The organism is Burkholderia sp. BCC1977 (genome assembly GCF_905339595.1).
In the GTDB taxonomy this organism is placed as follows: domain Bacteria; phylum Pseudomonadota; class Gammaproteobacteria; order Burkholderiales; family Burkholderiaceae; genus Burkholderia.
In genome coordinates this window covers 117842-142127 of record NZ_CAJPGQ010000010.1, presented here as the reverse complement: position 1 = coordinate 142127, position 24286 = coordinate 117842, and the positions used below count along the sequence as shown (strand labels likewise).

25 protein-coding genes are annotated in these 24286 nt (G+C 69.7%); 21 read left to right on the top strand and 4 right to left on the bottom strand.

Annotated elements, in window-relative coordinates; all coding sequences use genetic code 11:
• Positions 1-2: 2 nt before the first annotated feature.
• Both U5771_RS11565 and U5771_RS11560 read left to right on the top strand, forming a co-directional pair.
• On the top strand, positions 3-1166 hold the full coding sequence (locus tag U5771_RS11565) for a DUF1501 domain-containing protein (protein ID WP_322024086.1): 1164 nt from the start codon (positions 3-5) through the stop codon (positions 1164-1166).
• 94 nt (positions 1167-1260) lie between these two features.
• A complete protein-coding gene (locus U5771_RS11560; RefSeq protein WP_322024126.1) occupies positions 1261-1479 on the top strand; it encodes a hypothetical protein in 219 nt (72 codons plus the stop codon).
• Positions 1480-1500: 21 nt separating this feature from the next.
• Here U5771_RS11560 and U5771_RS11555 read toward each other — a convergent pair whose 3' ends face one another.
• Both U5771_RS11555 and U5771_RS11550 read right to left on the bottom strand, forming a co-directional pair.
• Positions 1501-2946 carry an SDR family oxidoreductase gene (locus tag U5771_RS11555; protein ID WP_322024085.1) on the bottom strand — a complete coding sequence of 482 codons (1446 nt, stop codon included), beginning with the start codon at positions 2944-2946 and terminating at the stop codon, positions 1501-1503.
• A 210-nt stretch (positions 2947-3156) separates the two neighbouring features.
• Complete coding sequence (locus tag U5771_RS11550; RefSeq protein WP_322024084.1) at positions 3157-4332, bottom strand: helix-turn-helix transcriptional regulator; 1176 nt, start codon at positions 4330-4332, stop codon at positions 3157-3159.
• A gap of 251 nt (positions 4333-4583) precedes the next feature.
• Between U5771_RS11550 and U5771_RS11545 the strand changes: the two genes are divergently transcribed.
• On the top strand, positions 4584-4964 hold the full coding sequence (locus U5771_RS11545) for a DUF4377 domain-containing protein (protein WP_322024083.1): 381 nt from the start codon (positions 4584-4586) through the stop codon (positions 4962-4964).
• A gap of 25 nt (positions 4965-4989) precedes the next feature.
• Here U5771_RS11545 and U5771_RS11540 read toward each other — a convergent pair whose 3' ends face one another.
• A complete protein-coding gene (locus U5771_RS11540; protein ID WP_322024082.1) occupies positions 4990-6378 on the bottom strand; it encodes a DHA2 family efflux MFS transporter permease subunit in 1389 nt (462 codons plus the stop codon).
• Positions 6379-6560: 182 nt separating this feature from the next.
• Here U5771_RS11540 and U5771_RS11535 point away from each other — a divergent pair, with 182 nt between their 5' ends.
• Entirely contained in the window at positions 6561-7421 is an 861-nt protein-coding gene (locus U5771_RS11535) for a LysR family transcriptional regulator (RefSeq protein ID WP_322024081.1), read from the top strand.
• A 136-nt stretch (positions 7422-7557) separates the two neighbouring features.
• Here the strand turns inward: U5771_RS11535 and U5771_RS11530 are convergent, their stop codons facing one another.
• Positions 7558-7908 (bottom strand): VOC family protein, encoded by a 351-nt coding sequence (locus U5771_RS11530; RefSeq protein WP_059522625.1) that lies wholly within the window; start codon positions 7906-7908, stop codon positions 7558-7560.
• 258 nt (positions 7909-8166) lie between these two features.
• Between U5771_RS11530 and U5771_RS11525 the strand changes: the two genes are divergently transcribed.
• The 17 genes from U5771_RS11525 (at position 8167) to U5771_RS11445 (ending at position 24273) form a co-directional block, all read left to right on the top strand.
• Positions 8167-9306, top strand: coding sequence for an LLM class flavin-dependent oxidoreductase (locus tag U5771_RS11525; protein ID WP_322024080.1), 1140 nt, complete (start codon positions 8167-8169; stop codon positions 9304-9306).
• Between the two features lie 180 nt (positions 9307-9486).
• The gene (locus tag U5771_RS11520; protein WP_322024079.1) at positions 9487-10680 is read left to right on the top strand and encodes an acyl-CoA dehydrogenase family protein; all 1194 of its coding nucleotides are present in this window, start codon (positions 9487-9489) and stop codon (positions 10678-10680) included.
• A 10-nt stretch (positions 10681-10690) separates the two neighbouring features.
• A complete protein-coding gene (locus U5771_RS11515; RefSeq protein WP_322024078.1) occupies positions 10691-12451 on the top strand; it encodes an FAD-dependent oxidoreductase in 1761 nt (586 codons plus the stop codon).
• Positions 12448-12966, top strand: a complete 519-nt coding sequence (locus U5771_RS11510) for a flavin reductase family protein (protein ID WP_322024077.1) — start codon at positions 12448-12450, stop codon at positions 12964-12966. The genes U5771_RS11515 and U5771_RS11510 overlap by 4 nt, the downstream gene beginning before the upstream one ends.
• Positions 12967-13005: 39 nt before the next feature.
• Entirely contained in the window at positions 13006-13197 is a 192-nt protein-coding gene (locus U5771_RS11505; protein ID WP_322024076.1) for a hypothetical protein, read from the top strand.
• A gap of 10 nt (positions 13198-13207) precedes the next feature.
• Positions 13208-14296, top strand: a complete 1089-nt coding sequence (locus tag U5771_RS11500) for a ferredoxin--NADP reductase (RefSeq protein ID WP_322024075.1) — start codon at positions 13208-13210, stop codon at positions 14294-14296.
• Positions 14297-14342: 46 nt separating this feature from the next.
• Positions 14343-15929: a FadD3 family acyl-CoA ligase gene (locus U5771_RS11495; RefSeq protein WP_322024074.1), complete on the top strand. Its 1587-nt coding sequence runs from the start codon at positions 14343-14345 to the stop codon at positions 15927-15929.
• Between the two features lie 63 nt (positions 15930-15992).
• Positions 15993-16766, top strand: a complete 774-nt coding sequence (locus tag U5771_RS11490) for an SDR family NAD(P)-dependent oxidoreductase (RefSeq protein ID WP_322024073.1) — start codon at positions 15993-15995, stop codon at positions 16764-16766.
• A gap of 789 nt (positions 16767-17555) precedes the next feature.
• The gene (locus U5771_RS11485) at positions 17556-18233 is read left to right on the top strand and encodes a hypothetical protein (protein WP_322024072.1); all 678 of its coding nucleotides are present in this window, start codon (positions 17556-17558) and stop codon (positions 18231-18233) included.
• A gap of 7 nt (positions 18234-18240) precedes the next feature.
• Positions 18241-18693 carry a hypothetical protein gene (locus tag U5771_RS11480; RefSeq protein WP_322024071.1) on the top strand — a complete coding sequence of 151 codons (453 nt, stop codon included), beginning with the start codon at positions 18241-18243 and terminating at the stop codon, positions 18691-18693.
• Positions 18694-18756: 63 nt separating this feature from the next.
• A complete protein-coding gene (locus U5771_RS11475) occupies positions 18757-18993 on the top strand; it encodes a FitA-like ribbon-helix-helix domain-containing protein (RefSeq protein ID WP_014899176.1) in 237 nt (78 codons plus the stop codon).
• On the top strand, positions 18980-19396 hold the full coding sequence (locus U5771_RS11470; RefSeq protein WP_322024070.1) for a type II toxin-antitoxin system VapC family toxin: 417 nt from the start codon (positions 18980-18982) through the stop codon (positions 19394-19396). Before U5771_RS11475 ends, U5771_RS11470 begins: the two co-directional genes overlap by 14 nt.
• A gap of 210 nt (positions 19397-19606) precedes the next feature.
• Positions 19607-20503, top strand: coding sequence for a VOC family protein (locus tag U5771_RS11465; protein ID WP_322024069.1), 897 nt, complete (start codon positions 19607-19609; stop codon positions 20501-20503).
• A gap of 9 nt (positions 20504-20512) precedes the next feature.
• The gene (locus tag U5771_RS11460) at positions 20513-21406 is read left to right on the top strand and encodes a CoA transferase subunit A (RefSeq protein ID WP_322024068.1); all 894 of its coding nucleotides are present in this window, start codon (positions 20513-20515) and stop codon (positions 21404-21406) included.
• A gap of 10 nt (positions 21407-21416) precedes the next feature.
• Positions 21417-22214: a ketoacid CoA transferase gene (locus U5771_RS11455; RefSeq protein WP_322024067.1), complete on the top strand. Its 798-nt coding sequence runs from the start codon at positions 21417-21419 to the stop codon at positions 22212-22214.
• Positions 22215-22222: 8 nt separating this feature from the next.
• Complete coding sequence (locus tag U5771_RS11450; protein ID WP_322024066.1) at positions 22223-23149, top strand: enoyl-CoA hydratase; 927 nt, start codon at positions 22223-22225, stop codon at positions 23147-23149.
• Complete coding sequence (locus tag U5771_RS11445; RefSeq protein WP_322024065.1) at positions 23146-24273, top strand: nitronate monooxygenase; 1128 nt, start codon at positions 23146-23148, stop codon at positions 24271-24273. Before U5771_RS11450 ends, U5771_RS11445 begins: the two co-directional genes overlap by 4 nt.
• Positions 24274-24286 lie beyond the last annotated feature (13 nt).

Below are 24286 nucleotides of genomic sequence, written 5' to 3'. Positions count from 1 at the left end.
CCATGGCTCGATCCTTTACCCGTCGACATTTCCTGAGCATCGCCGCCGCCGGTGCGGGGGCGATCCTCGTCGCGCCGCGCATCGTGTTCGCGAACGTCGAAACCGACCGGCGCTTCGTGTTCGTGATCCAGCGCGGCGCGGCCGACGGGCTGAACATCGTCGTCCCGTATGCGGAACCGGCCTATGCGTCGCTGCGCGGCCCGCTGGCGATCGACGCAGCGGCGGCGACCCGCGTCGACGGCACGTTCGCGCTGCATCCGTCGCTCGTGCAGATCGGGCAGATGGTTCGCGACAAACAGGCGCTGTTCGTCCACGCGATCGCATCGCCGTATCGCGACCGCTCGCATTTCGACGGCCAGAACGTGCTCGAGACGGGCGGCCGCGCGCCGTACCAGGTGAAGGACGGCTGGCTGAACCGGCTCGCCGCGATGTTGCCGGCGACGCGCGACCGCGCGATCGCGTTCGCGCCGACGGTGCCGCTCGCGTTGCGCGGCGGCGTGCAGGCCGCGTCGTATGCGGCGTCGGGTTTGCCGGCCGCACCGGACGACCTGCTCGCGCGCGTGTCGGCGCTGTACGAGGCCGACGCGCAGCTCGGGCCGCTGTGGCAATCGGCGATGGCCGCGCGCGGCCTCGCCGGCGACGCGCAGGCGCGCCAGGATCCGGCGGGCGTCGGCAAGCTCGCGGCGACGTTTCTCGCGCGCGACGACGGCCCGCGAATCGCGATGATCGAGACGGGCGGCTGGGACACGCACAGCGCGCAGAACGCGCGGCTCGCGAATCAGTTGAAGGCGCTCGACGCGATGCTCGCCGCATTGCGCGACGGTCTCGGGCCCGTGTGGCAGCAGACCACGGTGCTCGTCGCGACCGAGTTCGGCCGCACCGCCGCCGCGAACGGCACCGGCGGCACCGATCACGGGCAGGCGTCGGTCGCGATGCTGGCGGGCGGGGCGGTCGCGGGCGGACGCGTGATCGCCGACTGGCCCGGCTTGCGGCCGGGCGACCTGTACGAAGGGCGCGACCTGAAGCCGACCGCATCGCTCGACGCGCTGATCGCGGGCGCGGCCGCCGAAAGCCTGCGGCTCGATCCCGGCCGTACCGCGTCCACGCTGTTCGCGGAAAGCGGCGCGACGCGGCCGATGACGGGCCTCATTCGCGGAATCGCGTGACGTGCGGCATGCACGTCATGCACGGCATGTGCGGCATGTGCGGCATGTGCGTATTCGCACCGTCCAACCGATGACACAACAGGGAGAATCGATGATGAAGATCCGATCCGTAGCGCTTGCCGTCGTGGTGACCACGAGCGCGGCGCTGATGTCCGCATGCGTGGTGGAACCGGCGCGGCCGCCGCAGCCCGCGCCCGTCGCCGAAGTGATGCCGCCGCCGCCCGCGCCTGGCTATCGCTGGGCGAAGGGCCATTACCGCTGGGCCGGCAACCACTGGGCGTGGGTGCCCGGGCATTGGGCGGCCGTTTATTGAAGCGGTCGAACGGCGCACCGCTCACCAACCGATCCGGTGCTTCGCCTCGGTTTCACTGTGTCGCCAGTCGTCGTCCGCGTGCAGATACTGGCTCGTCGTCGTCAACGACACGTGTCCGAGGTTGTCGCGCACGAGCCGGAGGTCGACACGGCCGTCGGCCATGTGCGAGCCGGCGCTATGGCGCAGCCAGTGGGCCGATGCCTGTTCGAGCACGCTCGCCTGTTGTTCGCCTGCTTCCCCTTGCGCACGCAACCGGTCGGCCGCGAACCGGAACACCTGCTTCACGATCCGGTGCAGCGCCGCGCGCGTGAGCGGCTTGCGCGCGTGACCGACCGGCAGCACCAGCGGCGTGGGCTCGCCGTCGGCCGGCAGCGCGGGCAGGCCATGCGCGTGCCGGTAGCGCGCGAGCTCGGCCATCATCTCGGCGGTGGCCGGCACGAGCCGCTGCCGGCCGCCTTTGCCGGTCACGTCGAGCCACCAGCGATCGCGTCCGTTCGCGTCGCGCCGTGCGAAGAATTGCCCCATCGTCGTCTCGGCTGCTTCAGTGATACGCAGCCCGCCGAGGTACAGCAGCGTGAACACCCAGCGCGCGCGATCCGCGTGGAAGGCAGCGCGCGCATCGTCGCGCGGCATCGCGGCGATCGCCTCCTTGACCGCCTGCCACAGCGGCGGCCCGAGATGGCGCGTGACGCGCGGCGCGGGCCGTCGTTGCCGCTGCCGCGACAGCGCGAGCGGGTTGCCGGCCAGATAGCCGGCCTGCACGAGCCACGAGAACATCACGTTCAGGATCACCATCGCCTGCCGCTGGCTGGCCGCCGACAGCGGCCCGTAGAACGGCCGCCAGCGCGGGTCGCCGCGCGGATGCTTGCGGCCGCCGTTGGCGCACCACACGTCGGCCGGCGCGGGCGCGAGCAGGAACTGCCGGTAGACGACGAGATCCTCGTGCGTGAGCGACGAAAGCGGCTTGCCGCACGCGACCACGGCCCACAGCAGCAGGCGTTCGGCTTCCTTGCGGTAGTTCTGGAACGTGGTGGGCGTATCGACGAAGCGCGCGAGCCAGGCGCGCACGGCGTCGAGATCATGGGTCGCGGCGATCTGCGGGTGCGCGCTGGTCGAGCGGTTCGTGCCCGCGCGTCCGTCGAGCGCGGCCGGCACGGTCAGCGCATCGATCGGCTGCGGCCGCAGCGCGGCGTCGGACGGAACGGGTGAGGTCATGCGAACAGGGGGCGCGGCTCGCCGGTGGCCAGGCGGGCGCACGCGGCGCGACGAAGCGTACGAGGAAGCGCCGATGGTAATACACGATCGGCACGCGGTGAAGCCGCCGTCGACCGCGATCGCCTGACCGGTGACGAAGCGCGCGGCCGGCGAGCACAGCCACGTCACCGTTTCCGCGATGTCGCGCGGTTCGCCCCGGCGCGCGATGTCGTGCACGGCGTATTCGGCGGCGGCGACCACGGTGTCGAGCAACGCGACCTGCGCACCGGCTTGCGCGAAAGAAACACAGTGCGGCCTGTCGTCCGCTGCCGGTGGCCGCGCCGGTCACGACGGCGGCTTTTCCTGCGAAGCCTTCCGTGCCCGTCTCCTGCGGCGTTGAAGAGATCGACAGGTTCGGGCGCCCATGCCCGGGCTTCGACGTTGAAACGGATCAGGCGGATTCGACGGCGGCGCGCGAACGCATCACCCCAGCGACAACACGCTGTTCAGCAAGGTCCGCACGAGCGTGGCCTGCCGCGTAACGCCCGTCTTCGAGAAAATGGCACGCAGATGCGAGCGCGCGGTGTTCTTGCTGATCTCGAGTTCGTCGGCCGCTTCCTCGAGCGTCGACCCGTTGACGAGCGCGAGCGCCAGCGCGGTCTCGGCCGGCGTGAGATCGAACAGCTTGCGCACGATGTCGTGCGACGCCTGCGACTTGCGCTCCGCATCGCGGATGAAGATCGCGCACGCGGGCTGGCGCGGATTGTCCTCCGACCATTCGCTGAGCGGGACCGCGCGGATCAGCACGCCGAGCGGCGGCTTGCCGGACGGGCGCGGCACCGCGATCGCCTGCGCGACCGAAGGCGCGCCGCCCGCGCGCTCCGCGAGCACCTGCCGGATCAGCTTCTGCAGCTTGCGGTCCTCCAGCGGATACGACGCCTCGAGCGCACCGCCGCGCACGCGCAGGCCGTCGCATTCGGCGAAGATCTCGTCCGCGACGGAATTGGTCTTCATGATCGTGCCGCGCTCGTCGAGGATCGCGGTCGCGACGAGCATGCGGTCGATCGTGCTCGCGTACAGCGTGCGCTCCGATTCGACCATCCCGAATTTCGCATGCAGCCGCACCGCGCGCTTCAGGTGCGGCAGCAGCGCGTTGCAGACAGCCTTGTCGGTCACCGAGAACGCGCGGCCGTGATGCGAGCGGCACACGCGGAACCGGCATTCGATCCCGTCGGGCGTGCGCAGGTCGGCGCCCATCAGGTAGCCGACGTCGAACGGCTCGAGAAACTCGCGATACATCGCGCTGCTGCGCCAGACGCCGACGCCGAGCAGTTCGTCGACGGTGACGACGCGATCGCTCGGCAGGTTCACGAACGGATCGAGCGCGTAATAGTAATTGTTGTACGACGCGACACCCGGCAGCGGCGTGCCGTGTTCGGACGCATTGATCATCAGCCCCGCGTGACCGCTGGCGGGCCAGCGCAGGATCATCGTCACGTAGTTCGCGTCCAGGTGCACGCGGATCCGTTCGAGCGCGCCGCCCCATGGCACGTCTTCCAGCGGACCTTCGTAGATTTTCGCGAGCAGCGCGTCGTACTGCTCGAGCGTCAGTGTCGATTGGGCAAGGCCCGGGGGAAGGGCCGGGGGCGCCGTGGTCATCGGGTTGTCTCCTGTTGCCGCCGCCGGGTCGCGGTGCGCCGGGCGTGCGGGTGCGTGCGTGGGCGTGTCCGGACCGCCGGCGGCGGCGCGCAACTGCGTGCACCGGAATACGGTAACGCGTTGGCGCACGTGTGACATCCCACGAATGAGGGGGGGACGCGTGCTGTAAGCGATTTGTGAACTTTCCGGGCGCACCGTTCGTCTAATCGGCCCGCCAACGCTTCCTGCCAACGCTTCCAGAGGAACATCAGATGATTCGCAAGACCCAGACGCTGCTCGGCGCGGCCGTGATTGCCGGCAGCACGCTGCTCGCCGGATGCCAGACCGACGCGGTCGCGACGGATGCGCGCGCGGCTCGCCCGGCCGATGGCCGGCCCGTGACCCGGACCGTTTATGTCGCGCCGCAGGCGGCGCGCTGCACGGGCGTCGCGCCGATGGATTGCCTGCAGGTGCGCAGCAACCCGGCCGAGCCGTGGGGCCTGTGGTACGCGGGCATCGAGGGCTTTGCGTACCAGCCCGGCTATCAATACGTGCTGGAAGTCGACGAATATCGCGTCGCGCAGCCGCCGGCCGACGGTTCGTCGATCCGCTGGGTGCTCAAGCGGGTCGTCGAGCGCCGCCAGGTGAATTGACGGCCGCGCCCGCCGGCGGCGCCGCTTACGCGGACGGCCGCGGCGCGACCGGCCGCGGCGGCGCGGCGGAATCGATCCGCCGGAACACGACGGACGACAGCAGCGTGACCGAGCCCATGCAGGCGAACGACAGCATGAAGCCGTTCGCCATCGAGCCCCAATGCGCGGCGAACAGGTTCACGAGCCCGCCGCCGATCGACACGCCGAGCCCCATCGCCAGCATCTGCATCATCGTGAACAGGCTGTTGCCGCTGCCGGCGTCGGCGTGCGACAGCCCCTTCAGCGTCACGGCGTTCATCGCGGCGAACTGCATCGAGTTCGCCGCGCCGAACACGATCAGCAACGCAATCTCCAGCGCCGGCGCGGGCCGTGCCGAGACCAGCGCGAACCCCGCGATCGCGCAGCCGACGATCCCCGTGTTCACGACCAGGAACGTCGCATAGCCGAAGCGTTTCGCGAGCGGCGCGATCCAGCGCTTCGCGATCACGCCGGCGATCGCGGCCGGCAGCATCATCATCCCCGACTGCAGCGGCGTATAGCCGAGCTGCACCTGCATCAGCAGCGGCAGCATGAACGGCACGGCGCTCGTGCCGATCCGGCACAGCAGGTTGCCGAGCAGCCCCGAGCCGAAGTTCGGCTCGCGGAACAGCCCGAGCCGGAACAGCGGCTGCGCGCGGCGGCGCGCATGGGGCAGGTAGGCGAGCGCACTCGCCACGCCCAGCACGGCGAGCCCGAGCGCCCAGCCGGCGCGGTGCGCGGGCATCGGCGGATCGATCGCGAGCGACAGCGCGATCATCGCGACCGACAGCAGTGCGCAGCCGACGAAGTCGAACGGCGGCGGCCGTGTGGCCTGGTCGTGCGGCAGAAAGCGCTGCACCGCGAGGAAGCCGACCACGCCGACCGGCACGTTGACGATGAACACCCAGTGCCAGGAAATCGCCTGCGTGAGCCAGCCGCCGAGCGTCGGCCCGACGATCGGGCCGAGCTGCGCGGCGATCGACACGAACGCGATCGCCGCGACGTACTGCTCGCCCGGCACGCGGCGCAACACCGCGAGCCGCCCGATCGGCAGCAGCATCGAGCCGCCGATGCCCTGCACGGCGCGTGCGACGACGAGCTGGCCGAGCGTGTGCGACGCGGCGCAGCCGATCGATGCGAGCGAGAACACCAGGATCGCGAGCGAGAACACGCGGCGCGTGCCGAACCGGTCGGCGAGCCAGCCGGACGCCGGCGTGAGCATCGCCATCGTCAGCGTGTAGACCACGACGACCGGCTGCATCGCGAGCGGCGACGCATGCAGGCTTTGCGCGATCGACGGCAGCGCGGTGTTGACGATGGTCGTGTCGAGCGACTGCATGAAGAACGCGGCGGCGACGATCCACAGCAGCGCGGAGTGTGAGGGTTCGCGGGACATGACGAAATGGGAAGTGCGGCGACCGGCGCGGCGGCGACATGACGGGCGGCGCGGCCCGGCGGCGGCCGGCTCGCGCCGGCGCAGGGCCGGTCTACAAGCGTGCGATGGTACCGATTCCGGTGGTCATCGGGAAGCTGCCTGAAGGCATTGACTGTCATCGGAATTGCCAATGACAATGCGGGATGCTCAATCCCGTCTGGCTCAAGACGTTCGCGACCGTCACGAACTGCCGCAGCTTCACCGAAGCGGGGCGGCAGCTCGGGCTCAATCAGTCGAGCGTCAGCGAACACATCCGTCGTCTCGAAGAGAGCGTCGGCCGGCGGCTGTTCGTGCGCGACACCCATTCGATCGCGATGACGGCCGACGGCGAGGCGCTGCTCGTGCATGCGAACGTGATCCTGCAGGCGCTGAACCGTGCGGAATCCCAGTTCCGCAAGCCACGGCTGCAGGGCCGCGTGCGGCTCGGCGCGTCGGACGATCTCGCGCTGGTCGCGTTGCCGGACGTGCTCGCGGCGTTCCGCGCCGCGCACCCGGACGTCGCGCTGGAAATCACGACCGGCATGACGAGCCGGCTCTACGAACTGATGGATGCGGGCGCGCTCGACCTGATGGTCGGCAAGCGGCGGCTCGGCGAGCGGCGCGGCACGCCGCTGTTGCGCGCGCGGCTCGAATGGGTCGCGCGGCCGGGCACCGTGGTCGACCTGGAGCGACCGCTGCCGCTCGTGCTGGTCGCCGAGCCGAGCGTCACGCGCGCGGTCGTGCTGAACGCGCTCGCGGAAAAGGGGATCGGCTGGGAAATCGTCTGTTCGAGCAGCAGCCAGCCGGGCTGCATCGCGGCCGCGCGGGCCGGGCTCGGACTCACCGCGACGTCGCAGTACCTGTCGGCACGCGGTCTGGCAACGCCGCTGAACGGCGACCGGCTGCCGGCGCTGCCCGACGTCGAATTCATCGCGCTCGCCGCGAAGCGGCTCAGCCAGCCGGCCGGCACGCTGCTCGAGCTGCTGGAAACCAGCGACCTGCGCGCGCCCGGCGCGGCCGCGTAACGGATGTCGTGCATGTCGTGCATGCAGCGCGTGTAGCGCACGTCGCTACCTGACACCGGCTCTGCGCGCGGCATCCGGCCGGGTTCGCGCCGGCCGGGCCGTGCGCCGCGCGTCGCGGCGTCGCCGCGTCGCCGCGTCATGCCGCGCGTTTCTGCGACAGCACCAGCAGCGCGCCGTTCTTGTCCTCCAGCACCGCGCGGTACTCGTGCGGCCCGGCCTGCACCGGCACGCGCACCGATGCGCCGGCCTTCACGACCCGCGCCATCGCCGCGTAAAGGTCGTCGTCTTCATCCACCCGCAGCGTGAGCGCCGCGCGTTCGACGATCTGCTCGTCGCCGGCGACCAGCGCGATCGTCAGCGGGCCGCCGTCGAGCGCGCAATAGCGGTCGCCGTCGCGGAACTTCACGTTCAGGCCCAGCCCGTCGACGAACAGCGGCAAGGCCGTGTCGATGTCGTCGACCGGGTACAGCAGCATCGATACCTTCATTCCCTCTCTCCGTTGTCGTGATGTGTCGGCGCGCGATGCGCCGTCGTTCGATGCTAGCGCGCGGTGCCGGCCGCGACGCAGTCCGATCGGATGACGGTGAAACCCCTCTGTCCCCGCCTGCATGCCGTTACTCCAAACAGACGATGCCCGGGCGGGCCCGCGCGCCGACACTCCCATCCGTGGACCGTCGCTATTCGTCCGTATCGTGCGGGCGGCTGCACGACCCCGACTCGTCCAACATACATGGAGACGCACGCAATGAAGTTTTCCCTCATCTACGAAGCCCAGACCACCGACGCATCGCGCGAGGGCGACCATCGGGTGTTCAAGGAGACGGTCGAGCAGGCGCTGCTGGCCGAGCAGGTCGGTTTCGACACGATCTGGTGCGTGGAGCACACGTCGCTGACCAACTACGCGCACATGAGCGCGCCGGAAACCTTCCTTGCGTACCTGGCCGGCCGCACGACGCGCATCGGCCTCGGTCACGGCGTCGTGTGCCTGCCGCCGGCGATGAACCATCCGATCAAGGTCGCGGAACGCGTCGCGCTGCTCGACATCCTGTCGGGCGGCCGCGTGCATTTCGGCGTCGGCAAGGGCGGCAGCCAGCAGGAAGCGGGCGCGTTCGGCTACGACCTCAACGAACTGCAGCCGATGATCGACGAGTCGATGTACCTGGTGCCGAAGATGTTCGTGCAGGACGAGATCGAGCACGACGGCCAGTACATCAAGATTCCGAAGCGTCCGATCCACCCGAAGCCGTTCCAGGATCCGCATCCGCCGATGTACCTCGCCTGCACGAACACCGACGCGCTGCTGCGCGCCGGCCAGCGCGGGATGGGCGCGCTGGTGCTCGGCTTCGGCGGCCCCGACGAAGTCGCGAAGAAGAACGCGGTCTATCGCGAAGCGTGGGCGAACCGCAAGCCGGAAGACCAGGTCGGCTTCCGCCCGACCCAGCACCTCGCGGCACTGTGCCCGACGGTCGTGATGGCCGACGGCCAGAAGGCCCGCAAGATCGGCATCCGCGGCCAGCGCTACTTCATGGAATCGCTCGCGTACTGGTACACGGGCGGCGAACGTCCGGACCCGGCGAAGTGGGGCGACGACCTCGTGCAGGCCGATACCGGCGAGATGGTGATCCGTTCGCGCTTCGCGTCGGAGGAAGTCGTCGTGAACTTCGCCGATCCGGCGCTCGCGATGATGAACCCGAACCATGCGTACGGCACGGTGGACGACTGCATCGGCTACGTGGGCCGCCTGCAGGAAGCGGGCGTCGACGAAGTGCTGTTCCTGTGCCAGATGGGCACGGTGCCGCACGACGCGCAGATGGAGACGATCCGCAACATCGGCGAGCACGTGATCCCGTTCTTCAACAAGGAGCAGGAGCGCGCCTGCGCGTAACGCGGGCTGGGCCGCGCCGGGCCGTGTTACGCGCCCGTCGTCCCTTCGGACGATGCGGCGCGGCCGCGCGAGCCCGACCATCGGCAGCAGGAACCCTCGCTCGCGGCGCCAGCCGCGACGGACAACTTTAAGAGAGATCGGGGTGGCGAGGTCGCCCGCTCCGCATCACAGGAGACATTCGTGCATCGCGACAACGATTCGAACGCACTGGCCGCCACCCTGATCGCCCGGGCCGAGGCGCTGGCGCCGACGCTTGCCGGCCGCGCCGCGCAGGCGGAAGCGCAGGGCCGCATCCCGGCCGAGACGATCGCCGACATGCAGGTCGCCGGCTTCTTCAAGGTGCTGCAGCCGAAGCGCTACGGCGGCTACGAGCGCGATCCGCAGACCTTCTTCGACATCCAGATGGCGCTCGCGCGCGGCTGCATGTCGACGGCATGGGTGTACGGCGTCGTGGGCGTGCACAACTGGCAGCTCGCGCTGTTCGACGAACGCGCGCAGCAGGACGTGTGGGGCAAGGATCCGGCGGCGCTGATCGCGTCGACCTACATGCCGGTCGGCCGCGTGACGCCGGTCGAAGGCGGCTTCCGCCTGTCCGGCCACTGGAAGTTCTCGAGCGGCAGCGAATTGTGCGAATGGGTGTTCCTCGGCGCGCTGGTGCCGCCGGCCGAGGCCGGGCAGCCGCCGGAATACCGCACGTTCCTGCTGCCGAAATCCGACTACCGGATCCAGCAGGACTGGGACGTGCTCGGCCTGCGCGCGACCGGCAGCCACGACATCGTCGTCGACGACGTGTTCGTGCCCGCGTATCGCACGCACAAGGCGATCGACGGGATGATGGGCACGAGCCCGGGCCTGGCCGTTAACGACGCGCCGCTGTTCAAGCTGCCGTTCGCGCAGATCTTCGTGCGCGCGGTGTGCACGTCGTGCATCGGCGCGCTGCAGGGCGCGCTCGACGATTTCACCGGCTATGCGGCCACGCGCGTGTCGGCCAACAGCGGCGCGAAGACGACCGACGATCCGGGCGCGCAGAACGCCTGCGCGAACGCGGCTGTCGCGATCGACGAGATGAAGGTGCTGCTCAAGCGCAATTTCGCGGAACTGATGGCGTCGGTGACGGGTGGCCCGGCCGTGTCGATCGAGCGCCGCGTGCATTTCCGCTACCAGTCCGCGCAGGTCGCCGAGCGCTGCGCGCAGGCCGCGAACGCGCTGCTGCGCTATGCGGGCGGCAACGGCATCTACCACCGCAATCCGCTGGTGCGCCGCTTCCTCGACCTGCACGCGGCCCGCGCGCACTACGCGAACAACGTGGACCGCTTCGGCCAGAACCTCGGTGCCGTGATGCTCGGCCGCGAGAACACGGACTACTTCATCTGACGAGGCCGCGATGAACGACACGCAAGCGCAGCAATACGTGTTCGACGTCGTGGTCGTCGGTTCGGGCGCGGGCGCGCTGCTCGCGGCGTGCCGCGCGGCCGACCGCGGGCTGTCCGTCGTCGTGATCGAGAAGACGGCGCTGTACGGCGGCACGTCGGCGGTCTCGGGCGGCGGCATCTGGATCCCGTGCAACCACCATATCGCGGCACTCGGCGCGACCGATACGCGCGAGGCCGCGCGCCGCTATCTCGACGCGTGCACGGCCGGCGCATCGTCGCGCGAGCGGCTCGACGCGTATCTCGACCAGGCGCCCGAGATGCTGCGTTACCTCGAAGCGAAGACGCCGGTGCGCTACCAGGCGCTGCCGAAGTACGCGGACTATTTCCAGAAGCTGCCGGGCGCGATGCCGGGCTATCGCGCGCTCGATCCGCTGCCGTTCGACGGCGGGCTGCTCGGCGACGAACTCGAGCGGCTGCGTTCGCCGTCGCCCGGCACGCTGATCGGCGGCCGCGTGGCCGTGACGTCGAAGGAGGCGCACACGCTGTTCTCGCGCGGGCCGGGCTTCATGCGGCTCGCGATCGCGCAGTTCGGCCGCTACTGGCTCGATCTCGGCGTGCGCCGCCGCACGCGGCGCGACCGGCGGCTGACGCTCGGCAACGCATTGATCGGCGGGCTGCGCCGCGCGCTGCTCGACCGCAACGTGCCGGTGTGGCTCGACACGCCGATGCGCGACCTGCTCGACGTCGACGGCCGCGTGACGGGCGTGCGTGTGCAGCGCTTCGGGCAGCCGGTGACGATCGTCGCGCGGCGCGGCGTGATCCTCGGCGCGGGCGGCTTCGAGCGCAACCAGCCGATGCGCGAGCGCTACCTGCCGCAGCCGACGCAAGCGCAGTGGAGCGCGACGCCGCCGGCCAATACCGGCGACGCGATCGCCGAAGGCCACCGGCTCGGCGGCGCGCTCGCGCTGATGGAACACGTGTGGGGCGCGCCGACGGTCGGCGTCGCGGGCGAGGAGAAGCAGCGCGCGCTGTTCGTCGAACGCAACCTGCCGGGCTGCGTGATCGTCAACGGCCTCGGCAAGCGCTTCGTCAACGAAGCCGCGCCGTATTCGGAATTCGTGCCGGCGATGTATCGCGACCATGCGCGCAGCGGCGCGTGCGTGCCGGCGTGGATGGTGTTCGACGCGCGCTTTCGCCGCAAGTATCCGTGCGGGCCGATCATGCCGGCGTCGATGATGCCTGATTCACGCATTCCGGACGCGTTTCGCGACGTGCTCGTGAAGGCCGACACGATCGACGCGCTCGCCGCGCGGATCGGCGTCGATGCGGCCGGGCTGCACGACACGCTGCGCGACATGGCGCGTTACGCGGTAACCGGTATCGACGAAGCGTTCGGCAAGGGCGACAACCTGTTCGACACGTACTACGGCGATCCGAAGAACCAGCCGAATCCGTGCCTCGGGCCGGTCGACGAGGCGCCGTTCTACGCGGTGCGGATCGACGCGGGCGACATCGGCACGAAGGGCGGGCTCGTCACCGACGCGTATGCGCGCGTGCTGCGCGCCGACGGTGCGCCGGTCGACGGCCTGTACGCGATCGGCAACACCAGTGCATCGGTGATGGGCACGAGCTACCCCGGCGCGGGCTCGACGCTCGGTCCCGCGATGACCTTCGGGTTCATCGCCGCCGACCACCTGGCCGCGCAAGCGGCCGACGCCGGCGGCCGGTCAGCCCGGCCGTCCACGACTGAACTTGACGGAGTCCAAAGATGAGCGATCTCACTACCCATCCGCTGCGCACCGACATGCTGCTCGCGATGCGCCGCCTCGCGCGCTCCGTCACGGTCATCAGCAGCGCGCACGACGGCCGGCGCTACTCGATGTCCGCGACGGCGGTCGATTCGCTGTCGACCGATCCGCCGTCGCTGCTGATCTGCATCAACCGCAATGCGTCGCTGTATCCGCCGCTCGACGCGGGCGCGCCGTTCTGCGTGAACGTGCTGTCGGCACGGCATGAAGGCATCGCGATCGACTGCAGCGGCCGCCTGAAGGGCGAGGCGCGCTTCACGACCGGCGAGTGGCACACGTCGCCGCTGGGTGTGCCGTATCTGCACGATTCGCAGGCGAGCCTCGTGTGCGAGCAGGACGGCCGCTTCGAATACGGCACGCATACGGTGTTCATCGGGCGCATTCGCGAAGTGCTGATGAGTGGCGACGTCGATCCGCTCGTCTATCTCGACGGTGCGTATACGACGCCGGGTGCGCCCGCGAGCCGAGCGGCCGCGTGACGGCGGCGCGTGTTTTATCGCATCGGATTGAGACGACCCATGACACGCAGACTGAACCGCAAGATCGAGAACGATGCGGGCGCAACGATCATGCGCGAGCTCGCGCAGTTGGTCGGTGCCGCGGCGGCGCAGGTGCTGAACGCATTCGCGTGCATCGCGCCGGCGCTCGCGTCGAACCACGCGCCTTGCCGCGCGGCCGAACCCGGCCGGAACGCGACCGGCGCGGCATGAGGAGCGGGCGATGAGCGATTCCCCGAGCGATTCCCCGAGCGATTCCCCGAGCGATTCCCCGAGCGATTCCCGCTTCCACCGGCTGACCGTGGCCGACGTGATCGCCGAAAGCGACGACGCCTGCTCGTTCGTGTTCGACGTGCCCGCCGCGTTGCGCGATGCATTCGCGTACCGGCCCGGGCAGTTCCTGACGCTGAACGTGCCGTGCGCGGACGCGACCGTCGCGCGCTGCTACTCGCTGTCGAGCGCACCGGGCATCGACGCGGCGCCGAAGATCACCGTCAAGCGCGTGCGCGACGGCCGCGCGTCGAACTGGCTGTGCGACCGCGTCCGCGCGGGCGATGCGCTCGACGTGCTGCCGCCGGCCGGCGTCTTCACGCCGCGCACGCTCGACGGCGACCTGCTGCTGTTCGCGGGCGGCAGCGGCATCACGCCGGTGCTGTCGATCCTGAAATCGGCGCTCGTGCACGGCCGCGGGATGCTGACGCTGATCTATGCGAACCGCGACGAGCGGTCGGTGATCTTCCGCGACGAACTGCAGCAGCTCGCGCACCGCCATCCGGGCCGCCTGCGCGTGATCCACTGGCTCGACAGCGTGCAGGGCGTGCCGCAGCAGCGGCATCTCGAGGAACTCGCGCGGCCGTTCAGCCAGCAGGAGACGTTCATCTGCGGGCCGGCGATGTTCATGGAGAACGCACTCGCCGCGATGCTCGGCCTCGGGCTGCCGCGTGCGCGCGTGCATGTCGAGCGCTTCGTGTCGCTGCCCGATGCACCTGCGCAGGCGGATCCGGCCGCGGCGACCGCCGCCTCGGGCGATGGCGACGGCGCGGCGATCGAGACGGTGCTCGACGGCGCGGCGTTCGCGTTCGACAGCGCGCCCGGCGAAACGCTGCTCGACGCGATGCTGCGCGCCGGCCTGCCCGCACCGAATTCCTGCCGGATGGGGCAGTGCGGCGCATGCATGTGCCGAATCGAACGCGGCGAGGTGGCGCTCGACAGCAACCACGTGCTCGACGACGAAGAGATCGCGGCCGGCTGGACGCTTGCCTGCTGCGCGCGGCCCGCGAGCGACGCGCTGCGCGTGGTGTTCCCCGATTGAGCCGCGGCGTGTCGATGGCGCGCACGGCAACCCTGTTTCGACGCATATGACGATGGACAACGAAATCCTCACCACGCCCGCGCTGATCGCGCGGGCTGCCGCGCGCCACGGCGCGCATCCGGCGATCGAGTCGGAGCACGGCCGGCTGACCTATGCGGAACTCGACGCCGCGCGTCTCGAAGCGGCGCGCGCGCTGCTCGCGAGCGGCATCGACGCCGGCGACCGGATCGCCGTATGGGCGCCGAACCTGCCGCAATGGATCGTCGCGGCGCTGGCGATCCACACCGTCGGCGCGATCCTCGTGCCGGTCAACACGCGGATGAAGGGCATGGAGGTGGGCGGCATCCTGCACGACGGCGGCGCGCGGCTGCTGTTCTGCTGCGGCACCTTCCTCGGCGAATCCTATCCGGCGATGCTCGCGCCGCATCGGCCCGCGACGCTCGAACGGGTCGTCGTGTTCGACGGCGACCCGCCGTCCGGCCCACGCGACGAAACCTGGAACGCGTTCCTCGCGCGCGGCGCGGCGGTGCCGCGCGCCGCCGTGCGCGAGCGGGAGGCGCAGGTGACGCCGGATACCGTGATGGACCTGATGTTCACGTCCGGCACGACGGGCCGCCCGAAGGGCGTGATGACCGCGCACGGTCAGAACCTGCGGGCCGCGCAGGCGTGGGCGAAGATCGCCGGCGTGCGCCAGGACGACCGCTACCTGATCGTCAATCCGTTCTTCCATACGTTCGGCTACAAGGCGGGCTGGCTCGCCGCGCTGTCGAGCGGCGCGACCGTGCTGCCGCATCTCGTGTTCCAGCCGGCCGACGTGTTGCGGCGCGTCGCCGACGAACGCGTGTCGGTGTTGCCCGGCCCGCCGACGCTGTACTACGCGCTGCTCGATGCGCCCGATCGCGCGACGCGCGACCTGTCGTCACTGCGGATCGCGGTGACGGGCGCGGCCGCGATCGCGCCGAGCCTGATCGAGCGGATGCGCGCGGAACTCGGCTTCGAGACCGTGCTGACCGGCTATGGGCTGACCGAATCGTGCGGGTTCGCGACGCTGTGCCGTCATGGCGACGACGCGGAGACGGTCGCCTGTACGTCGGGCCGGCCGATGCCGGACGTCGAACTGCGCATCGCTGCGCCGGACGGCGCGGCGCTCGGGCCGGACGAGACCGGCGAGATCTGGGTGCGCGGCTACAACGTGATGCGCGGCTACTTCAACCAGCCGGACGCGACACGCGAAACCGTCGACGCGGATGGCTGGCTGCATACCGGCGACCTCGGCTGCGTCGATGCCAACGGCAACCTGAAGATCACCGACCGGATCAAGGACATGTTCATCGTCGGCGGCTTCAACTGCTATCCGGCGGAGATCGAGCGGCTGCTGGCCGCGCATCCGGCGATCGCGCAGGTCGCGCTGGTCGGCGTGCCCGATACGCGGCTCGGCGAAGTCGGGCATGCGTACGTCGTGTTGCGTCCCGGCGCGCATGCCGACGCCGACGCACTGAACGACTGGGCGCGCAGCAACATGGCGAATTACAAGGTGCCGCGGCATTTCACGTTCGTCGAGCAACTGCCGACGAGCGCGGCCGGCAAGGTGCTGAAGTACCGGCTGCGCGCGGGCACCGAGGCGGCGGCTTGAACGCGACGCTGCGTGAGATGTCGGCAACGGAATGCACGACGGGATGCACGACGGGATGAACGCATGAACGACAACGGATTTCCGCAGGGCGCGGTGCTCGTGTTCGGCGGCAGCGGCGGAATCGGGCAGGGCGTCGCGCTCGAATTCGCGCGCGCCGGCGTGCCGGTCGCGCTCGCTTACCGCAGCAAGGCCGACGTGGCCGAGCGCGTCGCGCGCGAGTTGCGCGACGCAGGCGTCGCGGCCACCACGCACGGCGTGGACGTGACCGATCCCGCGCGGATCGATGCGGCGCTCGCGGCCGCGATCGGCGCGCACGGCCGCGTGCACACGATCGTGTGGGCGGCCGGCCCGTTCGTGAACCAGCGTCACATCGGCGACATGACGCACGACGACTGGCGTCGCGCGATCGAGGTCGAGACGGTCGGCTTCTTCAATGCGGCGAAGGCCGCGCTGCCGCATTTCCGCACATCGGGCGGCGGGTCGTTCGTCACGCTCGGTTCGGCCGGGCATCTGCGCTGGCCGGATCGCGATGGATTGTCGGTCGCGCCGAAGGCGGCGAACGAGGCGCTGGTGAAGGGGCTCGCGCGCGAGGAAGGCCGTCACGAGATCCGCGCGAATTCGATCCTGGTCGGCGTGATCGAGGCCGGGATGTTTCCGGTGCTGCTCGAACAGGGGCAGTTCGACCAGGCGTGGATCGACGACACGCAGAAGATGCTCGCGCTCAAGCGCTGGGGGAAGGCGCACGATATCGGGCGCGCGGCGGTGTTTCTCGCGTCGGACCGCGCGAATTACATCACGGGGCAGCAGTTGAACGTGTCCGGCGGGTACGGGTTGTAGCGGATGCACCGGGCCCGCGCGGACGAGCGGGCTCGGCAGGCGAACGCTTCAGCTGCGCTCGGTGCCGACTCGCCGAATCGATCCCGGCACTGCACGTCGCGGGCGCCCGGGATCGTCTGCCCGCATTGCATGCGTCCAGGTGCATGAACGGCCAGCTCACCGACGACTGGTTGTGCACGCATCGTCCTCGGTATTCACCCTGACCTGCGTCGCACGCGTCTCGCATCCGGACCACGTGCGACTCGCGCGAGGTCACGTCGATGAAACATTTTCTTCCACGCATGGCGTGACACGCGCTGGCCGGCCGTTGCGATTTCGCGTGTGCCGACGGCCGCGCGTGCTTGCCCGACACGCGTCGCGGCGCCCGCTGCGCTGCTCCCGCTGCCTCGGGCACGGTGCTGACGTGCCGAAAACAGATGCGTTCCTGAAACATTTCCGCTGATTCTCCCCACGCATGACCCCGGACGTTTGACCGCGACGCTTGTCCCGTGCCGTTGCGCGCCGCATGGCACACGCCTTGCGGTTATGCCGGGGCCGCTCGACACAACCGCGACGGATGGCAACGACGAATCGCGGGAGCGGCACGCAACGACATCGAAATATCGGGGATCGGATCGAGCCGCGGGATGGCGGCCCGCCGTGCCGGACGCACTGCGTCGTATCGGCGGCACGAACGGGCATCGCAGGTTCGATCCGTCAAACAGCAGGCTTGCTTGCAAGATGTCGTGCCGGGGGACCCGCCGCGCGTGGCGACATGCGCTGCACGTGGCGGGTCGGCGCGCCCGGCACATGTCGGGGGGGACGCCCGTGAAAATGACAGTGAACCAATGGGCAGCGCTGGCGATGGTGGTCGCGGCCGGCGCGCACGCGCAGGAAATCTACCTGCAGGGCGGCACGCAGGGCGTCGGCATCGGTGCGGCCGTGAGCTTCAATTCGGTGCTGGGCGCGCACGCGGACTTCAATGCGATCAACCTGACGCATGACTTCACGGTGGCCGGCAATCGCTATCAGGATGACATCAAGCTGCGGCAGGGCGGTCTCTATGCGGACATCTTTCCGTGGCGCGGCAGCGGCTTTCGCGCGACGATCGGATTGCGCTTCAACGACGACGAGATCCGCGGCGTGTCGGTGCCCACCGACGGGACCTACGTGTTCGCCGGCAAGCGTTATCCGGCGCTGCCGGGGATGTACGCGGTCGCGGAGGCACGCTATCCGACCGTGATGCCGTATGTCGGGATCGGCTACGGGCACCGGCCGGCGTCGAAAGGGCTGGGTTTCGTCGCCGACCTGGGCGTCGCGTACGGCATCCCGCGCTGCTCGTACACGCTGTCGCCGGAACTCGCCGCCGCGGCCGGACCGCAGAAGAGCCAGGTTCTGGCTGCCAGCGGCCTCGACGAATTGAACCGGGTGATGTCGCGGTATCGCTGGTATCCGGTCCTGCAGATCGGGATCTCGTACCGGTTCTGAGCCGGACGTGCAGCACGGCACGGCCGCGCTCCGGCCGTTCGATGCTTTCGTGCCGTGGCCGTATCCGCTGACCTTCCTGTTGCTCGACTGCCGGAACGTCCGGCCGAACCGGCTCGAATCGATGGTCCTGGCGCTCACCTGGACCGCGCCGGCCCAGGCGTTCGTCGCCGTTATTACCGGCACGATGTTGCCGATCGCGTCCGTGATCCTGGTCGCGGTGCTGGCGAGGGGCGTGCGGCGGCGTCGGATTCGACGCCGCGCCGCGCCGGACAACGCGCGCCTGCGCAGACCGCCCGCCGGTGAATGGCCATTCGGCCGTCTTTTTTCGTCGACCCGGCCGGATTACCTTGGACAACAGCAGTTCGACGCGTCGGGCCGACGGCGGAACGTGGGTGGCTTCATGCCGTCCGCTGCCGCAGGCCAACGCCGACCCCCGGCTTCCGTCCGATCACGACGATGATAGCAATGCTTGCAATTCACCGCCTTGGCGCTATCATTGATAGCAATCTGGATGGAGGGACTCATGGCAAATCTTCTGGTGCGTAACGTGGATGACAGTATCGTTCAGAGCCTTCGAGAGCAGGCCGCGGCGAACGGCAGGAGTGCCGAGGCCGAACATCGGGCCATTCTGGCCGATGCACTCGGCCGGCCGAAGCGAAGGACATTTGCGCAAGTGCTGATGAGCATGCCGGACGTCGGTGAAGACGCGGATTTTCAACGTGTTCAGGATTCCGGCGAGGTCAGGCGTGTTTTTGATTGATACGAACGTCATCAGCGAGATCAGGAAGGGCAAGCGAACCAACCGCGGCGTGCGCGGGTTCTTCATGCAGGCCGAGGCCGACGCGAGCCCGCTTTACCTGTCGATCGTGACGGTGGCCGAACTTCGGCGCGGCGTCGATCTGATCCGTCATCGCGGCGATCATCCGCAGGCGTCGGCGCTCGAGGCATGGATGGCGACGATTCTGTCCGGCTATGCGTCGAACATCCTGCCGGTCGATCTCGAAACCAGCCAGATGTGGGGCCATTTGCGTGTGCCCGACCCGACGCACGCACTCGACAAGCTGATCGCGGCTACCGCGCTGATCAACGATCTCACGGTCGTGACGCGCAATGTCGACGATTTCGCTCGCACCGGCGTCCGGCTGTTGAATCCGTTCGATTGATTCCGGTTGCCGCCGCTCGGCAACCTGCTACCGCTTCCCGCCTTCTCCGTCGCGCATGGCCCGCTTCGCCGGGCTGTCGCGTGCGTCCGCTTCCCCCCGAATCCCCGCCGAATCCCCGCCGGCTCTCGTCCCAACAGACGATGTGACGCCATCCCCGACCGGCCAGAATCCTTTCACGAACAACGGATTCTGAACCTGGAGGAGGCCGACATGATCGATGTCCGTGCGCTCGGCTACGTCGTCGTCGAGGCGACCCGCGTCGATGCGTGGCGCCGCTACGCGGAAGACGTGCTGGGCATGCAGGCGCTCGACGCGCCCGACGGCGCGCTGTACCTGAAGATGGACGAGCGCGATTTCCGCTACGTGATCGTCCCCGGCGCGACCGACCGCTATTTCGCGTCGGGCTGGGAACTGCCCGACGGCGCCGCGTTCGACGCCGCGCTCGCGGCACTGCAGCAGGCGGGCGTCGAAGCCGTGCGCGCCACGCGCGACGAAGCCGCACTGCGCCGCGTGCAGGCGATGGCGTGGTGCACCGACCCGTCCGGCAACCGCCACGAGCTGTACTGGGGCGCACGCTGCGACTTCCGCCGCTTCGTGTCGCCGCTGGGCGTCGCGCGCTTCGTCACCGGCGACATGGGGCTCGGCCACGCGGTGCTGCCCGCGCCGCGGTTCGACGCGACCGACGCGTTCGTGCGCGGCGTGCTCGGCTTCGAGCTGTCCGACATCTACCGCGTGAAGTTCACGCCGGACCCCGCCGAACCCGAGAAGCGCATTCACTTCATGCACTGCCGCAACGTGCGCCATCACAGCCTCGCGCTGTTCGAGATGGCGGTGCCGTCGGGCTGCGTGCACGTGATGGCCGAAGTCGACTCGATGGACGAAGTCGGCCGCGCGCTCGATCGGGTCGCCGCGCACGACGTGAAGCTGTCGGCGACGCTCGGCCGGCACTGCAACGACCAGATGATCTCCTTCTACATGAAGACCCCCGGCGGCTTCGATCTCGAATACGGCTTCGGCGGCCTCACGGTCGACTGGTCGAAGCACGCGGTGTTCGAGGCCACGAAGGTGAGCCAGTGGGGCCACGATTTCAGCATCGGATACCGGTAAGCCAGCACGATGACGATGAAACCTCTCGACAAGACGATGTCCGCGCGCGACGTGGTCGCGCAACTCGCCGACGGCATGACGATCGGCATCGGCGGATGGGGGCCGCGGCGCAAGCCGATGGCGCTGGTGCGCGAGATCGCGCGCTCGAACCTGAAGGACCTGACGGTGGTCGCCTACGGCGGCGCCGATGTCGGCCTGCTGTGTGCCGCGGGCAAGGTGCGCAAGGTGGTGTTCGGCTTCGTGTCGCTGGACGTGATCCCGCTCGAACCGCATTTCCGCCGCGCCCGCGAACAGGGTCGCGTCGACGTGCTGGAACTCGACGAAGGGATGCTGCAGCTCGGCCTGCGCGCGGCTGCCGCACGCCTGCCGTTCCTGCCGACGCGCGCCGGGCTCGGCACCGCGCTGCTCGATCACGCGCCTGAACTGCGCACGGTGCGCTCGCCGTACGACGACGGCGAGACGCTGCTCGCGATGCCGGCGATCGAACTCGACGTCGCGCTGCTGCACGTGAACGCGGCCGACCGGATGGGCAACACGCGCATCGACGGTCCCGATCCGTTCTTCGACGCGTGGATGGCGCGCGCGGCGCAGCGTTGCTACGTGTCGGCGGAAGCGGTCGACGCGTCGCTCGCGAGCGACGACCTCGACGCCGCGCGCCGCAACCCGTTCGAGCGCTCGCTCGTCACCGGCGTCGTGCACGCGCCGGGCGGCGCGCACCCGACGTCGTGCGGGCCGGCCTACGGCTGGGACCTGCCGCACCTGCGCGCGTACTGCGCGAGCGCGGAAGACGATGCGAAGACGGCGGCGTACCTGCGCGACGTGGTCGGCCAGGACGAACGCCAGTACCTCGAAGGCGTCGGCGGCCTGTCGCATGTGTCGACGCTGCCGTTGCCGATTCTGTAAAGGAGCGCCTGTGAGCGAATCTCTCGACCATTCCCTCGCGGAACTGATGATCGTCGCGTCCGCGCGACTCTGGCGCGACGACGGCGAAGTGCTGGCGACCGGCATCGGCACGGGCCCGCGGCTCGCGGCCGGCCTCGCGCGGCTCGCGTACAACAACGGGCTGATGCTGACCGACGGCGAAGCGTATCTCGTCGAGGAGCCGGTGCCGCTTGGGGCCCGTCCCGACGGCTATCGCGTGAAGGCGAGCGGCTGGATGACCTACGAACGCGTGTTCGACTGCCTGTGGCACGGCCGCCGCCATGCGCTGGTGATGCCGACGCAGATCGACCGCTTCGGCCAGGCGAACATCTCGTGGCTCGGCGACGACTACGCGCGTCCGAAGACCCAGCTGCTCGGCGCGCGCGGCTTCCCCGGCAACTCGACGAACCACGCGAACTCGTTCTTCGTCAGCGGCCACGGCAAGCGCACGTTCGTCGAAGGCGAAGTCGACATGGTCTGCACGGTCGGCTACAACCCGGCGCGACGGCTGCCCGGGATGAAGACCTTCGTCGACCTGCGCAGCATCGTCACCGATCTGTGCGTGATGGATTTCGGCGGGCCCGATCACGCGATCCGCGTGCGCTCGCTGCATCCGGGCGTGAGCTTCGACGAGGTGCAGGACGCGACCGGCTTCCCGCTGATCGCGCATCCGGAACTCGGCACGACGGCCGCGCCGAGCGCGGACGACCTGCGCATCGTGCGTGCGCTCGACCCTCACAACCTGCGCGCGACGATCGTGCGCAACAATCCGGCGCCGCGCCGCGGATGAGGTCCGACATGGAAGCGACCCAGATGACGTTCGGCGACGGTGTCGTCGACTACGCGGTCGAGGACGGTATCGCGACGATCACGATGAACCGTCCCGAGTACCACAACGCGCAGAACTCGAAGATGACGTATGCGCTCGATGCGGCGTTCCGGCGCGCGGCGCACGACGACGCGGTGAAGGCGATCGTGCTCGCGGGCGCCGGCAAGCATTTCTCGGCGGGCCACGATATCGGCACGCCGGGCCGCGACATCCACGAGTCGTTCGACCGTGCGTCGCTGTGGTACGACCACGTCGACAAGGAAGGCGGCGAATTCCTCTATGCGCGCGAGCAGGAGGTCTACCTCGGGATGTGCCGGCGCTGGCGCGACCTGCCGAAGCCGACCATCGCGATGGTGCACGGCGCGTGCATCGCGGGCGGGCTGATGCTCGCGTGGGTATGCGACCTGATCGTCGCGTCCGAGGACGCGTTCTTCGCGGATCCGGTGGTGCGGATGGGGATTCCGGGTGTCGAGTATTTCGCGCATGCGTACGAGCTGAACCCGCGCATCGCGAAGGAATTCCTGTTCCTCGGCGAGCGGATGCCGGCCGAGCGTGCGTACCAGATGGGGATGGTCAACCGCGTGGTGCCGCGCGAGCGGCTGCGCGACGCGACCTACGCGATCGCCGCGAAGATCGCGACGATGCCGCGCCTCGGCCTCACGCTGACCAAGCAGGCGCTGAACCACGTCGAGGAACTGCAGGGCAAGCGCGCGGCGATGGACGCGGCATTCGCGTGGCATCACTTCGCGCATGCGCACAACGAGCTCGTCAGCGGCGACCGCCTCGGCGGCTACGACGCACGCAGGATGGCCAGCTCGCAGCGCAAGCCCGAGCCGGCGGACGGCGCAGGGCAGGCCGACGCCGCACCGGCCGCCGTCAACGGAGCCGCCGCATGAACACGACGCTTCAAAGCCCGCTTCACAGCCCGCTTCACGACCCGCTGCATACCCCGTTGTGCGATCTGCTCGGCTGCCGCTACCCGATCGTGCAGACCGCGATGGGCTGGGTGGCCGACGCGCGGCTCGTCGCGGCGACCGCCAACGCGGGCGGCTTCGGCTTCCTGGCCGGCGCGACGCTCGAGCCCGAGCAGGTCGAGGCCGAGATCCTGAAAGTGAAGTCGCTGACCGACCGGCCGTTCGGCATCAACTTCCACATGTTCCAGAAGAACGCCGCACAGGTGGTCGATCTCGCGATCGCGCACCGGCTGCGCGCGGTCAGCTACGGCCGCGGGCCGGACGCGAAGACGATCCGCCGCTTCAAGGACGCCGGCATCGTGTGCATGCCGACCGTCGGCGCGCCGAAGCATGCGGCGAAGGCGGTCGAACTCGGCGCGGACATCGTGACGGTGCAGGGTGCGGAAGGCGGCGGCCACACGGGCTCGGTGCCGACCACGCTGCTGCTGCCGAAGGTGCTCGACGCGGTGCGGGTGCCGGTCGTCGCGGCCGGCGGGTTCTTCGACGGGCGCGGGCTGGCGGCCGCGCTCGCGTACGGCGCGGCGGGCATCGCGATGGGCACGCGCTTCCTGATGAGCGCCGAATCGCCGGTGCCGCGCGCGACGCTGGAGCAGTACGTCGCGGTCGGCGATCCGGCACGGATCCGGGTGTCGGATGCGCTCGACGGGCTGCCGCAACGCATGATCGACAACCCGTATCTGCTGAAGCTCGAACGCTTCGGCCCGCTGCGCCGCACGCTGTTCGCGCTGAAGACGGCGGAAGCGTGGCGCCGCCAGAACGGACTGAGCACGGGCGACATGCTCGGCCTCGCGCTCAAGGCGTTGCGCTCGCACGACTACACGGCGAGCCAGACGCTGATGGCGGCGAACGCGCCGTTCCTGATCCAGCGCGCGATCGTCGAGGGGCGGCCGGACGAAGGCGTGCTGCCGAGCGGCCAGGCGGCCGCGATGATCGGCGCGATCGAATCGTGCGACGCGCTGATCGCGCGGATCGTCGCGGAAGCCGGCGAGCGGCTGGATGCGCTGGCCGCCATGCGCGGCGCGGGCGCGGCCCGGCAGGCGGCTTGAAAAACATCACAGG

Bases quoted from the DNA above. Each gene is read 5' to 3' on its own strand.
- U5771_RS11565 (WP_322024086.1), top strand. From the start codon at position 3: ATGGCTCGATCCTTTACCCGTCGACATTTCCTGAGCATCGCCGCCGCC.
- U5771_RS11560 (WP_322024126.1), top strand. From the start codon at position 1,261: ATGAAGATCCGATCCGTAGCGCTTGCCGTCGTGGTGACCACGAGCGCG.
- U5771_RS11550 (WP_322024084.1), bottom strand. From the start codon at position 4,332: ATGACCACGGCGCCCCCGGCCCTTCCCCCGGGCCTTGCCCAATCGACA.
- U5771_RS11545 (WP_322024083.1), top strand. From the start codon at position 4,584: ATGATTCGCAAGACCCAGACGCTGCTCGGCGCGGCCGTGATTGCCGGC.
- U5771_RS11540 (WP_322024082.1), bottom strand. From the start codon at position 6,378: ATGTCCCGCGAACCCTCACACTCCGCGCTGCTGTGGATCGTCGCCGCC.
- U5771_RS11535 (WP_322024081.1), top strand. From the start codon at position 6,561: ATGCTCAATCCCGTCTGGCTCAAGACGTTCGCGACCGTCACGAACTGC.
- U5771_RS11530 (WP_059522625.1), bottom strand. From the start codon at position 7,908: ATGAAGGTATCGATGCTGCTGTACCCGGTCGACGACATCGACACGGCC.
- U5771_RS11525 (WP_322024080.1), top strand. From the start codon at position 8,167: ATGAAGTTTTCCCTCATCTACGAAGCCCAGACCACCGACGCATCGCGC.
- U5771_RS11515 (WP_322024078.1), top strand. From the start codon at position 10,691: ATGAACGACACGCAAGCGCAGCAATACGTGTTCGACGTCGTGGTCGTC.
- U5771_RS11510 (WP_322024077.1), top strand. From the start codon at position 12,448: ATGAGCGATCTCACTACCCATCCGCTGCGCACCGACATGCTGCTCGCG.
- U5771_RS11505 (WP_322024076.1), top strand. From the start codon at position 13,006: ATGACACGCAGACTGAACCGCAAGATCGAGAACGATGCGGGCGCAACG.
- U5771_RS11500 (WP_322024075.1), top strand. From the start codon at position 13,208: ATGAGCGATTCCCCGAGCGATTCCCCGAGCGATTCCCCGAGCGATTCC.
- U5771_RS11495 (WP_322024074.1), top strand. From the start codon at position 14,343: ATGACGATGGACAACGAAATCCTCACCACGCCCGCGCTGATCGCGCGG.
- U5771_RS11490 (WP_322024073.1), top strand. From the start codon at position 15,993: ATGAACGACAACGGATTTCCGCAGGGCGCGGTGCTCGTGTTCGGCGGC.
- U5771_RS11485 (WP_322024072.1), top strand. From the start codon at position 17,556: ATGTCGGGGGGGACGCCCGTGAAAATGACAGTGAACCAATGGGCAGCG.
- U5771_RS11475 (WP_014899176.1), top strand. From the start codon at position 18,757: ATGGCAAATCTTCTGGTGCGTAACGTGGATGACAGTATCGTTCAGAGC.
- U5771_RS11465 (WP_322024069.1), top strand. From the start codon at position 19,607: ATGATCGATGTCCGTGCGCTCGGCTACGTCGTCGTCGAGGCGACCCGC.
- U5771_RS11460 (WP_322024068.1), top strand. From the start codon at position 20,513: ATGACGATGAAACCTCTCGACAAGACGATGTCCGCGCGCGACGTGGTC.
- U5771_RS11450 (WP_322024066.1), top strand. From the start codon at position 22,223: ATGGAAGCGACCCAGATGACGTTCGGCGACGGTGTCGTCGACTACGCG.
- U5771_RS11445 (WP_322024065.1), top strand. From the start codon at position 23,146: ATGAACACGACGCTTCAAAGCCCGCTTCACAGCCCGCTTCACGACCCG.